Source organism: Amycolatopsis sp. lyj-108 (assembly GCF_046549005.1).
Lineage (GTDB): Bacteria > Actinomycetota > Actinomycetes > Mycobacteriales > Pseudonocardiaceae > Amycolatopsis.
Genome location: NZ_JAJPWQ010000004.1, coordinates 564,250 through 576,661 on the forward strand (window position 1 = coordinate 564,250; position 12,412 = coordinate 576,661).

General features: G+C 70.3%; 15 protein-coding genes. 7 read left to right on the forward strand and 8 right to left on the reverse strand.

The window, feature by feature from the left end; translation table 11 throughout:
• Positions 1 to 150: 150 nt before the first annotated feature.
• A complete protein-coding gene (locus tag ACLJO0_RS18680) occupies positions 151 to 1,566 on the reverse strand; it encodes an aminopeptidase P family protein (protein WP_410579744.1) in 1,416 nt (471 codons plus the stop codon).
• A gap of 90 nt (positions 1,567 to 1,656) precedes the next feature.
• Between ACLJO0_RS18680 and ACLJO0_RS18685 the strand changes: the two genes are divergently transcribed.
• Entirely contained in the window at positions 1,657 to 2,643 is a 987-nt protein-coding gene (locus tag ACLJO0_RS18685) for a LysR substrate-binding domain-containing protein (protein ID WP_410579745.1), read from the forward strand.
• A 209-nt stretch (positions 2,644 to 2,852) separates the two neighbouring features.
• Positions 2,853 to 3,065, forward strand: a complete 213-nt coding sequence (locus tag ACLJO0_RS18690) for a hypothetical protein (protein ID WP_410579746.1) — start codon at positions 2,853 to 2,855, stop codon at positions 3,063 to 3,065.
• On the opposite strand, the gene ACLJO0_RS18695 is transcribed toward ACLJO0_RS18690, so the two are convergent.
• Positions 3,062 to 3,619: a carboxymuconolactone decarboxylase family protein gene (locus ACLJO0_RS18695; RefSeq protein WP_410579747.1), complete on the reverse strand. Its 558-nt coding sequence runs from the start codon at positions 3,617 to 3,619 to the stop codon at positions 3,062 to 3,064. The two genes, ACLJO0_RS18690 and ACLJO0_RS18695, sit on opposite strands and share 4 nt — an antisense overlap.
• Before the next feature lie 68 nt (positions 3,620 to 3,687).
• Here ACLJO0_RS18695 and ACLJO0_RS18700 point away from each other — a divergent pair, with 68 nt between their 5' ends.
• Both ACLJO0_RS18700 and ACLJO0_RS18705 read left to right on the forward strand, forming a co-directional pair.
• On the forward strand, positions 3,688 to 4,026 hold the full coding sequence (locus tag ACLJO0_RS18700) for a winged helix-turn-helix transcriptional regulator (protein WP_410579748.1): 339 nt from the start codon (positions 3,688 to 3,690) through the stop codon (positions 4,024 to 4,026).
• 232 nt (positions 4,027 to 4,258) lie between these two features.
• Positions 4,259 to 4,699, forward strand: coding sequence for an STAS domain-containing protein (locus tag ACLJO0_RS18705; RefSeq protein WP_410579749.1), 441 nt, complete (start codon positions 4,259 to 4,261; stop codon positions 4,697 to 4,699).
• Positions 4,700 to 4,711: 12 nt separating this feature from the next.
• On the opposite strand, the gene ACLJO0_RS18710 is transcribed toward ACLJO0_RS18705, so the two are convergent.
• Positions 4,712 to 5,062 carry an STAS domain-containing protein gene (locus ACLJO0_RS18710; protein ID WP_410579750.1) on the reverse strand — a complete coding sequence of 117 codons (351 nt, stop codon included), beginning with the start codon at positions 5,060 to 5,062 and terminating at the stop codon, positions 4,712 to 4,714.
• Positions 5,063 to 5,215: 153 nt separating this feature from the next.
• Here ACLJO0_RS18710 and ACLJO0_RS18715 point away from each other — a divergent pair, with 153 nt between their 5' ends.
• Positions 5,216 to 5,629, forward strand: coding sequence for an ATP-binding protein (locus ACLJO0_RS18715; protein WP_410579751.1), 414 nt, complete (start codon positions 5,216 to 5,218; stop codon positions 5,627 to 5,629).
• A 6-nt stretch (positions 5,630 to 5,635) separates the two neighbouring features.
• Here ACLJO0_RS18715 and ACLJO0_RS18720 read toward each other — a convergent pair whose 3' ends face one another.
• The 5 genes from ACLJO0_RS18720 to ACLJO0_RS18740 form a co-directional block, all read right to left on the reverse strand.
• Complete coding sequence (locus tag ACLJO0_RS18720; protein WP_410579752.1) at positions 5,636 to 6,001, reverse strand: hypothetical protein; 366 nt, start codon at positions 5,999 to 6,001, stop codon at positions 5,636 to 5,638.
• Between the two features lie 209 nt (positions 6,002 to 6,210).
• Positions 6,211 to 7,044, reverse strand: a complete 834-nt coding sequence (locus tag ACLJO0_RS18725) for an ABC transporter ATP-binding protein (protein ID WP_410579753.1) — start codon at positions 7,042 to 7,044, stop codon at positions 6,211 to 6,213.
• A gap of 39 nt (positions 7,045 to 7,083) precedes the next feature.
• Positions 7,084 to 7,659, reverse strand: a complete 576-nt coding sequence (locus ACLJO0_RS18730) for a dihydrofolate reductase family protein (protein WP_410579754.1) — start codon at positions 7,657 to 7,659, stop codon at positions 7,084 to 7,086.
• A gap of 85 nt (positions 7,660 to 7,744) precedes the next feature.
• Positions 7,745 to 8,416: a response regulator gene (locus ACLJO0_RS18735; protein WP_410579755.1), complete on the reverse strand. Its 672-nt coding sequence runs from the start codon at positions 8,414 to 8,416 to the stop codon at positions 7,745 to 7,747.
• Positions 8,417 to 9,595: a sensor histidine kinase gene (locus ACLJO0_RS18740; protein ID WP_410579756.1), complete on the reverse strand. Its 1,179-nt coding sequence runs from the start codon at positions 9,593 to 9,595 to the stop codon at positions 8,417 to 8,419.
• 180 nt (positions 9,596 to 9,775) lie between these two features.
• Here ACLJO0_RS18740 and ACLJO0_RS18745 point away from each other — a divergent pair, with 180 nt between their 5' ends.
• Complete coding sequence (locus tag ACLJO0_RS18745) at positions 9,776 to 10,009, forward strand: hypothetical protein (protein ID WP_410579757.1); 234 nt, start codon at positions 9,776 to 9,778, stop codon at positions 10,007 to 10,009.
• 88 nt (positions 10,010 to 10,097) lie between these two features.
• Positions 10,098 to 12,410: an ATP-binding protein gene (locus ACLJO0_RS18750; protein ID WP_410579758.1), complete on the forward strand. Its 2,313-nt coding sequence runs from the start codon at positions 10,098 to 10,100 to the stop codon at positions 12,408 to 12,410.
• The last annotated feature ends 2 nt before the right edge of the window (positions 12,411 to 12,412 follow it).

Genomic DNA, 12,412 nt, shown 5'->3' on the forward strand with positions numbered 1-12,412 from the left:
ACCGTACGACCGGTTGGGCGAATCGTTCGCTTTGCCGATCGACTTCGCGGTCATCATGACACGCCTACTGACGGGGGCTGAAGGGGACTTTCCCCGCATGGCATGCGGGGAAAGCTCCCTTCACCGCGTGGGACGCGGGGAAAGCGTCCTTCAGCTCCTGGCTGCCTGGACCCAGGCGGTGACCTCGTCGGCGGTCGAGGGGAAACCGCCGGAGAGCAGGTCGTGCCCCGATCCGGTGACCACGACGTTGTCCTCGATCCGGATGCCGATGCCGCGCAGGTCCGGCGGCACGGTGAGGTCGCCGGCGTGGAAGTACAGACCGGGCTCCACCGCCAGCGCCATCCCTTCGGCGAGGGTGCCCTCCCGATACGCGGATGGATGCGCGGCGGCGCAGTCATGGACGTCCAACCCGAGGAAGTGGCCGGTACCGCAGACGATGTACCGCCGATGCTGCTGCCCGTCCGGCGACAGCGCTTCGTCCACCGACACCGGAAGCAGGCCCCAATCGTGCAGGCCCTCCGCGAGCACCCGCAGTGCCGTCGCCTGGAACGCGCCGTAGTCCTGACCGGGCCGGACCTCGCCAAGGGCGGCGACGTGCGCCTTGTGCACGAGGTCGTAGACGTCACGCTGAGCCTTGGTGAACTCGCCGCCGACCGGGAAGGTGCGGGTGATGTCGGCCGTGTACAAGGAATCCAGCTCGACTCCGGCGTCGAGCAGCAGGAGGCTGTCCTCCGTCACCCGCCCGTCGCAGCGCGTCCAGTGCAGGATCGGCGCGTGCGGCCCGGCGGCCACGATGGACGTGTAGCCGGGTCCGGTGCCCTCGGTGCGGGCGCGGCGGTCGAAGGTGCCCTGCAGCCAGCGCTCCCCGCCGCCGCGGACCGCCTCCGGCAGCGCGGCCAGCACGTCGGCGAATCCGAGAGTGGTGGCGTCGACGGCGTCACGCAACTGGCCGATCTCCCAGTCGTCCTTGATCCGGCGCAACTCCGCGAGGACGGTCCGGAGCCGATCGCTGTGGCCGAAGCCGAACGCGTCGAGCGCGGGATCGACCCCGGCACCGGTCAGGAAGCTCGGGTACCGCCCGCGCAAACCGTGCGGAAGGTCCTCCAGCGGACGGCAGTCGATGCCGAGCGCGTCCCCGTACGCCGACGGCCCGGCTGCGGAGCCGACCCACAGCGGGCTGGTGTCGGCGTCGCCCACGAAGTCGGGCTCGTCCGGCTCGGCAGGGCGCGGGACGTAGAGCGTCGAGTGGTGGCTGTCCCCCGCCGGAGTCATCACGAGGATCGCGCCCTCACGCTGGCAACCGGTGAGCCAGACGAAGTCGCTGTCGGCGCGGAAGCCGTGGAAGGTGTCGTTGGACCGCACCACCGCCCGGCCCGCCGCGAGCGCGATCCGCTGACCTGGCAGTTCCGCCGACAGCCTGCCGCGATGGGCCGCGGCCGCCTCGGCGGTGCCCGACGGCAGATCGACGGCGGTGTCGGCAGGCTCCCAGCGTTCGCCGATCCAGTTCCGGAACCCCTTGGCGGCCAGCAGCGCGCGCAGATCCGGCCGGGTTCGGTCGCCGGTCATCGGCTCCCCCTTCAGGTAGTCGGAGTCTTGGCCGCACCTTCGCACCGCGAACGGCCCGGCCGTAATGACCGGCGGCGATAGACTCCGTCTATGGCCCTGGAGATCCGGCACCTGCGGGCGATCTGCGCCATCGCCGAGGCGGGCAGCCTCTCGCAGGCGGCCGCCGCGCTGGGCATGTCCCAGCCGTCGCTGACCTCCCTGCTCCAGCGGCTCGAACGGCAGATCGGCGCGCCGCTGTTCGTCCGCAGCCACACCGGCGTGACCCCGACCCCGGTCGGCGAACAGACCCTGCGCCGCGCGCTGACCCTGCTCGTGGAGTTCGACCGGTTCGAGAGCGACCTCCTCGGCGCCCTCGGCGACGGCCCGGTCCGGCTCGGATCGTCCCAAATGGACTGTCTGCCCACCTTCGTCGAGCGGCTGGACGACGCGTTGCCGGGACTGGATGTCACGGTCCATGTGGAACCGTCCAGCGCCGTGCTGGCGCAGGCGCTGGCCCGCGCGACCCTCGACATCGCCGTCATCGCCATGTCGGACGACCAGGAAGTGCCGCTGGCGAAACACCTGGGACACCGGGTGCTGTTCTCGTGGGTGCCCGTCTTCGTCGGCCTTCCCGCCCGGCACCGGCTCGCCGACGGCTTCGAAGTCGACCTGGCCGACCTCGCGGACGAAGCGTGGATCGGCCCGCCCGGCCCCGAGGACGGCTCGCTGACGTCCCTGCGCGCGGCGACGCACCGCGCCGGCTTCACGCCGCGGATCCGCTTCGAATGCCCCAACGGCGGCGGACGGCACCTGATCGCCGCCGGGCAGGCGGTGCAGCTCGTGGAACCCACCGCGCCCGAACTGCCGGGCATGGTCGTCCGGCCGCTGAAGGGCGACCCCATGCGGATGCGGCTGGTGCTGGCGTGGCGCAAGGAACGGCTGACGTGGGACCAGGCGGAGAACGTGTACCGCGCGGTGATGACGTCGTACACACGGCACGCGATGGCGTCGGCCCCGTTCCGGACTTGGTGGGAGCGGCGGCGGAGCTCGCAGTCCTGGGACGGGCTGGTGGACTTCTTCCGGGGCGCCGGGTCGTGAGTGGACCGGTGGTGAGATGAGCCCGTTCGCTCGGGGTGGCGGGCGGAGCGAAGGCGTAACTCGCGTGCGTGAAGGCGTAACTCGCGTGCTCAGAGACGTAACTCGCGTCACTCACGAGCCGGCTACGCGGCCGCGGCCTTTCCGCTGGGATGTAACCAGATCACGCCCAGCCGCGATTGACCCCGTACCGGGCGAACGGAGACGGGGGGATGATGGCGCAACGGCTGTGGCTCGGACTGGCGGTCGTCTACACGTGCACCGCCGTGGTCCAGCTCTACCTTCTCGTCGCCACCGGCGCCGTCTGGGCCGGGACACTCACCGCGGTCGGCTTCGTGGCGGCACTCCTGTGCGCGCTCGCCTCGTGGAAAGCCTCGAAACAGGAACGGGACAACACCAGGGAAATCGACTCGCACCGGCCCTAGCGATCGGGATAGGTGGCACCCCAAGGCTCTTCTTCGAGACGGACGCCGTTGGCGACGTACGCGATGGTCCGGTACCAGCCCGCGAGCACGAGCAGCTCCAGGAGTTGCGGGGCCGGGTAGCAGTCGGCGAGCGCGGCCCACGCCTCATCGGAAACCGTTGCCGTGTCGTGAAGTTCGTCGACGGCGCCGATCAGCGCGCGATGCCGCCCGGACCAAGCGGGATGCCGGGCGTCGCCGGAAACGGTGGCTTCGAGCTGATCCGGCGTCAAACCGACCGTCGGTGCGTAAACCGCGGCGTGGACACCCCATTCGTAGCGGCATCCGCATCGGGCGGTGACCCGGGCGATGACGATTTCCCGGTCCAGCGCGGGTAATTCCCCGTGCCCGAGGAGGCCCGCACCCAGGACGCGCATCCGTGAAGCCAGTTCCGGATGGTGCTGCAGCAGCCTGAACAGCGCCAGCGGATCCTGTGTCACACCGGGCGGCATCCATTTTCGAAGGGCCTGTTCGACGTCCGCCTCGTAGGGCGGGGCGAGTGGTGCGATCCGTGCCATGACCACCTCGTGTGCTTCGACTTTCGAACCACTATGCTGCTTCGAAAGTCGAAGCGCAAGGGGATGACATGCCCGATCACCCGACCCCGCGGCCCGGACGGCCGGTCCGCGGCTCCGAAACCGGCCGCCCGCTCATGGCCGCACTCGATCTGCTGGGGCGCCGGTGGACCCTTCGGGTGGTCTGGGAACTGCGCCAGGGCGACGTCGGATTCCGGGAACTCCAGCGGCGCTGCGAACTCATGTCGTCCAGCGTGCTCTCCACTCGGCTCGGTGAGCTCACCGAAGCACGCATCGTCGAGACCGGCGGGGAGGGTTACCACCTGACCCTCTTGGGTGAACGGCTCCTCGACGCGTTGCACCCGCTGGAAAAGTGGGGCCGCGCCTGGGAAAAGGCCTTACGCGAATGATCATGCGCGAAGATGAATCCCGCTGTTCACCGCCCGTGGTATTGCCAGATGGGGCTGGCAGCGTACGGTGAGAAGTACGTGAGGTTGAGTCCACCAGCCCGCGAGAACAACCCGCATCTCCGCGGCCCAGCACTTCCCGGGGCGACGCGGCGGCGAGTTGACTTGCGCAGCTGTTGTGCAGGCTTGCCCGTTGTCCATCTCGTCGTCCCCGGTCACCCGGGAGTCCAGCATCATGACCGAACGCATTCCGTCCACTCGAGGCACCCGCGACGGGCCGGTCCTCCGCGCCGTCATCCGCCATGACGTCCCCTCACCGCGACCGTCGGACGACGAACTGTTGCGGGTCCGGCGGATCCGATGGAGTCAAGACCTGCTCGTCGTCGCCGCGACCGGGGAGGTCGACCTCGCCACGGCCGGGAAACTGGAACGCGCACTGAGCGGCCACCTCCCCGCGACCACGGTGCTCGACCTCACCGAGGTGGGTTTCCTCGGCGTCGCCGGGTTACGGGTCATCGAGTCCGCCGCGGCGCGCGCCCGGTTCGAACACCGCACGACCGGGCTCGTCGCCGACACCCGGCCCGTGTTGCGCTTGCTTCAACTGTTCAGGGTCGACGCCCACATCCCCGTGTACCGGCGCCTCGACCAGGCGATCCGAGAAGTACCGAACCACTGACCGCCGCGACGCTCAGGCTCCGGCGAGCGGCAGAAGCGTCGAGAGGCCGGTCTTCGAAGCCAGCCGCAGGATCGTCGGCGATGGCAGGAAACTCAGGTCGACACCCTGGGCGCCGCACCGGTCGTTGATCCTGACCAGGGTCGCCAAACCGGTGGAGTCACAGAAGTCCACTCCTTCGAGGTCGACGACGAGCCTGCCGGGCGCCGGCTCAAGCGCCGCCTCGAACGTCTCCTTGAGATCTTCGGAGGTCGTCAGGTCGATCTCGCCGGCCACCGCGATGACGACCTCGGCGCCATCAGGCCTGGCGACGGTCACCGAGAACGGGATCTCCCGGTTGCCGCCGTCTCCGCTCGTCACCGTCATCCACCCCTTATGTCGGAACCCCGCTGTTCTCGAACATATCGGATCGCGACGCCCTCTCGCGCCGCACTCGTGTCCCGATCCCGCCGGTGCCTTAATCTGGTCACTGGATCCGGTGGTCGTGGACCGCGGCGGGCGACGAGGAGAAGCTTCGTGATGCCGATCGACGAGCCGGTGCGCGCGACCACCGGCGAGCTGATCCTCGAGGTCGCCGCCGTCCCCGCGCGAGCTGCCGCGTTGAGGGATCTTCTGGCGAAGTGGGCACTCGACCGTGGTCTTCCGCGGGAACTGGCCGAGGATCTCAAGCTCACCGCCTACGAGGCGATGACGAACGTCGTCCGCCACGCGTACCCGGACGGCACCGACGCCAACGTCATGACGATCACCGCCGCCCATGAGGACGGTCAGCTCAAGATCACCGTCGCCGACGCCGGCCGCTGGCGCGACGGGCGCCGCCCGGACGGCGGACGCGGCTTGCCGATCATCCGCGCCTTCGCACCGGAGGCCTCGGTGACGAGCACACCCACCGGGACCATCGTCCGGCTCGCTTGGCCCTGCCCCTCCACGTGACCGGCCTCAGGCGTGGCCGGCGACGATTCCGTTGACCCAGCTGCCCGGACGCGTGGCGGCGTCCTGACGAAGCACCGGCAGCCCGGACGGCCAGTCCACGCTCAATGCCTCCGTCTGCCCCGGCGGGACGGTCACCAGCTTTGAAGGTGTCCATGAGGCCGAGCCTTGGCTACCGGCCAACCCCGGAGTCCGCGACAGCACGGTGACGGTCGCCGTCGCGGTCGATCCTGGCGGCACCTCGTTACCGCGCACGCCGTTGTCCACCCTCGGCAAGTGGTACACCGGTCCGTTCGGGTCGGCCGGACCGGCCGCGGTCAGCGCGGCGATCCCCAGAACGGTCACCGCGGCGGCTTGTTTCACCCGGACGTTCATGACATCTCCTCCCGCTCGACGAGCGAACTCACCGGGAAAGATGCCCACGGAGACCGGGGAGATGCCTTGGGTCGAAAGTCGAACGTGTTCGCCCCGGGGTGACGGGCGGAGCGAAGCCGTGACTCGCGTGCTTGGACACGTAACTCACGTGCTTGGAGACGTAACTCGGGTGTCCGGCGTCCGATCACGCGAGTTAGTGACACTCGCCTTCAGGACCGCCGGGTCGCGTGCGCGGCCCAGCGGCCGTTGATGCGGTGGACCTCGACGTCGCGTTCGTAACAGGCGGAAAGCCCTTCGCCGGTGAGGACCTCGTCGATCGGCCCCGCCCCGGTGACCTTGCCGCGCCGCACCATCAGGGCGTGTGTGGCCGTCGCCGGGATCTCCTCCAGGTGATGGGTCACGGTGACCGTGGCCAGTTCCGGCTGGGCGAGCGTCAGGTTCTCCAGCGCCATCAGGAGGTCTTCGCGGCCGGGCAGGTCGAGACCGGCGAACGGCTCGTCCAGCAGGAGCAGCAGCGGGTCGGCCATGAGCGCCCTCGCGAGCCGGACCCGGGCGCGTTCACCCTGCGAGCACACCCGCACCGGCCGGTCGCGCAGTTCGGTGCAGCCGACCAGTTCGAGCAGTTTCGACGCCCTGTCCCGGATCGCGTCGTCGTAGCGATCCCACAGCGGGAGCACGCTTCCGCTGAACCCGGTGAGCACCACGGTGTGCGCGTCGTGGTTCTCCGCGTCCGGCAGCCGCTGGTTCGCCCCGACGAAGCCGATGTGCGTCCGCACGTCACGCAGGTCGACCGCGCCCATGCGATGGCCGAGCACGACGGCCGTGCCCGCGCTGGGGAACCGCTGGGTGGAGGCCACCGAGAGAATGGTCGACTTCCCGGCCCCGTTGCGGCCGAGGACGACCCAGCGCTGGCCGTAGTCCACCCGCCAGTCGACGTCCGACACCAGCGGCACGCGGCCGACGTGCACCTCGACCCCGGAAAGCTCCACCGCCGGTCCGTCGAGGTTCGGCTGCACGAAGACGGGTTTGGTCACGCGGGTCATGATCGCAGGGCGCGCGGCCCGCGCCCGCCCGGGGTCCGATCATCGGATGATGTCGTAGACCAGCTTCTGGACGCCGTTGGAGTACGCCTCGCTCTCGACGAGCTTCAGGTTCTGCTTGTCCTTGTCGGTGTCGCTGAAGAGCTTCTTGCCCGCGCCGAGCAGCACCGGGAACAGCAGCAGGTGGTAGCGGTCGATCAGCCCGGCGTCGGCGAGGTTCCGGTTCAGTTCCGCGCTGCCGTGGAGGATGATCGGCCCGCCTTCGGTCTCCTTGAGCTTCGCGACGTCGTCGAGCGAGCGGAGGATCGTGGTCTCGCCCCAGTTGCCGACGAGGTCCTCATCCCGCAGCGTGGTCGACACGACGTACTTCGGCATCGCGTTGTAGCCGGCGAATTCCTCCGTCATGGCGGGCCACACCGGCGCGAACGCCTGGTAACTGACCCGGCCCATCATCATCGCGGTGGCCTCTTCCTGCTCACGGCTCTTGAGCTCGTACGCCGCTTCGTCGAACTCGATGCCGTCGAAGGTCCAGCCGGAGTTGCGGTAGCCCGGCTCCCCGCCGGGCCCCTCGACGACGCCGTCGAGCGAGACGAACGCGGTGGCGATCAGGGTGCGCATCTGGTTTCTCCTTGGTCGTTTCGAACTGCTTTCGACACTGCGTCGACCGGGGAACGACGGATTCGACACCGGGCCGAAAAAGTTTTCAGGCTTCGGCGTCGCGGACCAGGAGGGCGATCTGGACCCGGTTCTCGACGCCGAGTTTCGCGAGCATGCTGCTGGTGTGGGCCTTCACCGTCGCGACGGTGATGTCCAGCCGCCGCGCGACGTCGGTGTTGGACAGCCCGTCGGCGATGGCGCTCGCGGTCTCGCGTTCGCGGTCGGTCAGCGTGGCCAGCAGCCCGCGGGCGGTCTCGCGGGACGCCCGGCGCGAGTCGGACGAATGCGGCCCGGTGGCCGCGGCGATCAAACGGGCCGTGGCGGCGGGCGAAAGCGCGGGTTCGCCGGTGGCGACCGTCCGGATCGCGGCGAGTATCCGCGGCGGCGGGGTGTCCTTGAGGACGAAGCCGAGCGCGCCGACGCGCAGTGCGCCCAGCACCATCTCGTCCGAGTCGAAGGTGGTCAGAACCAGGACCCGGGGCGGATCCGGGCGGCGGAGGATCTCCTCGGTCGCGCTCAACCCGTCGCGACCTGGCATCCGGACGTCCATCAGGACGACGTCGGGCCGCTGCTCCCCCACCACGGTGATCGCGGTGTCGCCGTCGGCGGCCTCGCCGACCACGACGAGGTCGGGTTCGCCGTCGACGATGAGCCGCAGCGCCATCCGCACCAGGTGTTCGTCGTCGACGAGCACGACCCGCACCCGCTCGCTGTCCATTCACTCGCTCCCTTCGCGGACCGGCCACGGCAACCGCGCGGTGAGGACGAATCCGCCGCCTGGCTCCGGGTGGTGGTCCAGTTCGCCGCCTGCCAGCCCGACCCGTTCGGACAGGCCGAGCAGGCCGTATCCCGACGCGGGCGGGCCCGCGATCGCCCGCGCCGCACCGGAATCCCGGACCGTCGCCCGCAGGCCGTCACCCGCTTTTCCCTCGACGGTGACGGCCACTTCGGCGCCCGGCGCGTGTTTGCCGGCGTTGGTCAGCCCTTCCTGCACGATCCGGTAGACGGTCCTCGCGATCGAGCCGGGCGGTTCGCCCGACGTCGTGACCGTCAAGGTGACGTCCAGTCCCAGCGCCCGCGCGTCCGCGACGAGCGACGGCAGGTCGGCGAGCGAAGGTTGCGGTGGCTCCAGTTCGTCCGGGCTCGCCCGCAGCACGCCGAGGACGTCGCGCAGTTCCTCCAGCGCCTGATGGGAGCCGTCGGCGATCCCGCGGGCCAGTTCCGCGACCTGGTCGGCGGGCAGATCGGGGCGGTGCCCCAGCACCCCGGCCTGCATGGCGACCAGCGAGACCCGGTGCGCGAGGACGTCATGCATCTCGCGGGCGATCCGGTGCCGCTCCATGATCCGTGCCTCGGCCGCCCGCGCGGCCTGCTCCCGTTCCGCGCTTTCGACCCGTTCCCGCAGGGAGCGCACCTCCTCGCGGCGCGCCCCGATCGCGGCGCCGACGGCAACCACGATGCCCACCAGCAAGGTGGGGAGGCTGATCAGCAGCCACAGCGGTCCCGGTACCTCCCGCTGGGGGTAGAGACCGACCGTCAGCACCGCCGTGACCACGGACAACACCGCCGCCACCGCCGTTTCGGCCGGTCGCCGCCGGGTGGCCAGCGAACAGAGCGCCAGCAGCGCCGCGCCGGCCGCCAGTACCGAGGCCGTCGAGGCGAGGATGACCGCGGTCGTGATCACGACCGGGAAGCGGCGGCGCCACAGCAGGGCGATCAGGCAGGCGAGTGCGATCAGCGGATCACCGGTGGTCAGCCAGTCCACCCTCGGACCCGTCGCACCCACCGGCAGTTGCGACGCCGTGACGAGCCAGAGCAGCACGCCCAGCGCGGCCGCGGCGAGCAGGCGCCATGCCTGCCCCCACGGACGGACGGGCGGCTGGGCGTCGGTGATCACCGGCCCATCATGGTCGACCCGTCCGCGGCGGCGCAGCCGGACACAGGACGATCCCGGCCCCGACCTCGGTCGCGACCGGGCTCGACTTTGGTCGGACGCGAAGCGCGACGCGCTGCCGATGTGCTCCCGGATCCGCCACGGCGATGCTGGGCCCCGACCGCGAAACAGGAGGTAGGAAGCATGACCAAGGGCGGCTATCTGGGGCTGCAAATAGTGGGGATGGTGGCTGTCGCCGTCTTCGCGCAGGCCGCCATCCGCAGTCTTTTCGATCATTCCGCGACCCAGTTATGGGGCGCGTTCGACTGGGTACCCGGTGATTGGGGCGGAAGATTGCTCGTGTTCCTGCTGCTCGTGGCCGCCGGGACGGTGCTTGCGGGCTGGGCGCACGACCGCGGCAGACAAGCGTCCCGCTAGGGGGACGCTTCTCCGCTAGGATCCGCAGCCGGGCGATCTCCGTCTACATCGGACGGAATCGCGGGGCTGGTCGATCGCGGGAGAGTGCATGGCGGACGGAGTCGGCTCGCTTTCGGGGTGGCCTGCCGATCCCACCGAAGTGACCAGCTACGTGGGTCGTGACGCCGAGACCGGCGAGGCGAGGCGCCTGCTGGAGACGTCGTCGCTGGTCACGCTGACCGGGCCGGGCGGCGTCGGCAAGACCAGGCTGGCGTGGCGGGTCGCCGCGGCCCACAAGGAGGCGACCGCCGACGAGGTCGCCTTCGTTTCGCTCGCCGAGCTGCGGGAACCCGCGTTGCTGGTGCCGACCGTGGCGAACGTCCTCGGCTTCGGCGACCGCTCGGCGAAACCTGCCATCGAGGTGGTCGTCGAGGCACTCCAGGCGAGCCGGTTGCTGCTGGTGCTGGACAACTGTGAGCACCTGGTCGACAGCTGCGCCTGGTTCGCCGACACCGTGGTCCGGTCCTGCCCGCAGGTGACCGTGCTGGCCACGAGCAGGCAATCCCTCGGTGTGGCGGGCGAACGGGTCCTGCCGGTGCCGCCGCTGGCGATACCGGGACAGGGCGACTCCTTCGAACGCGCGATGAACGACGAGTCCGTGCGGCTGTTCGTGGACCGCGCGACCGCCGTCGCGCCGTCGTTCCGGCTCACCGAGGAGGACACCGAGCCGCTGATCCGGCTGTGCCGCAGGCTCGACGGGCTGCCGCTCGCCATCGAACTGGCCGCCGTCCGCGCGCGGGCGTTGTCCCTGCGTCAGCTGGCCGACCGGCTGGACCGGCAGTTCTCAGTGCTCACCAAGGACCGACGGGGGCGGCCGGAGCGGCACGAGACCATGCGGGCCCTGATCGACTGGAGCCACGACCTGTGCACCGGGCCCGAACGCCTGCTGTGGGCCCGCGCGTCGGTGTTCTCCGGCAGCTTCGACCTCGACGCGGCCGAGCAGGTCTGTTCCGGCGGCGAACTGCCGCGCGAACGGGTCCTCGAAGTCGTCGACGGGCTGCTCGACAAGTCCATCCTGCTGCGCGAGGAGTACCCCGGCGGCGTGCGGTACCGCATGCTGGAATCGGTGCGCGAGTACGGCGTCGACAGGCTCAGTGAGACGGGCGGGACGGCGGAGTTCCGGAAACGGCACCGGGACTGGTTCGCCGAACTCGCCTGCCGGTACGCCACCGAATGGCTGGAGACCGATCAGCTCGGCTGGATCGGACGGCTCCGGCGCGAGCACGCGAACCTGCGCGTCGCACTCGACTACTGCACCGGCGATCCGGCGGACGCGGTCGTCGGGCTGCGGATGTTGCGTGACGTCAAAGAGTTCTGGATCGTCCGCGGGCTGAACACCGAGGGCCGGATGTGGGTCCGCCGTCTCGACGAGGTCGCGGCACCGGGTGTCCCGGAGCGGGCGCACGGGCTGTGGCTGTCCGGTTTCCTCGCGGTGGTGCAGGGAGATATGACCGCCCATCGGTGCATGCTGGACAGGGCGGCCGCCGAAGCCGAGGCGAGCGGCGACGAACTCGCGGCCGCGTACGTGCTCCACGTGCGTGCCTACGCCGCGCTGATCGGCGACGACATGTCCGAGGCCGCCCGTCTGTTCGGCACGGCCATCGACCTGTTCCGGGCACACGGCGACGAAGGCGCGGACCTGTGGGCGAGCTACAACCACGGGCTGGCCGTCTGGCTGAACGGCGACATGGACCGCGGCCGGGCGGTGCTCGCCGAAGCCGTCGAACGCTGCGAGCGGCGAGGCGAGGTCTTCTGGCGGGGCTGGGCACTGTGGTCCCGCGCCGCCGCCGAATACCTCCAAGGTGACCTCGCCGTGGCGAGCCGGTGCTGCGAGCAGATCCTGCGCCTGCACGCCAGGGTGGACGACCGCGTGGTCGTCGGGTTCACGCTCACCGTCATGGCTGGCTGCGCGGCCCGCACCGGACGTCCCAACCGGGCCGCGATCCTCCAGGGCGCCTCGATGAACGTCTGGCGCACGGTGGGCGCCTGGCCGACACGGTACGAGGCGTTCACCGAACCACTGCGGGCCGACACCGACGCCGTGACCGCGGCACTGGGCTGGGAGGTCGCCGTCAAGGAGTTCACCGACGGCGCCGCGATGCCGATCGGTGACGCCATCGCGTACGCCCTCGAGGAACGTGCCCCCGAATCGCGGAAACAGGCTGCGCAGGTGCTCACCAAACGCGAGACCGAGATCGCGCACGTGATCGCCGAAGGGCTCACGAACCAGGAGATCGCCGACCGGCTCGGTATCGCGCGGCGCACGGTGGACACCCACATCGACCACATCCTCACCAAACTCGGCTACTCCAACCGCGTTCAGGTCGCCACCTGGGTGACCCGGTCGGCCGGCCCCGCATGAGC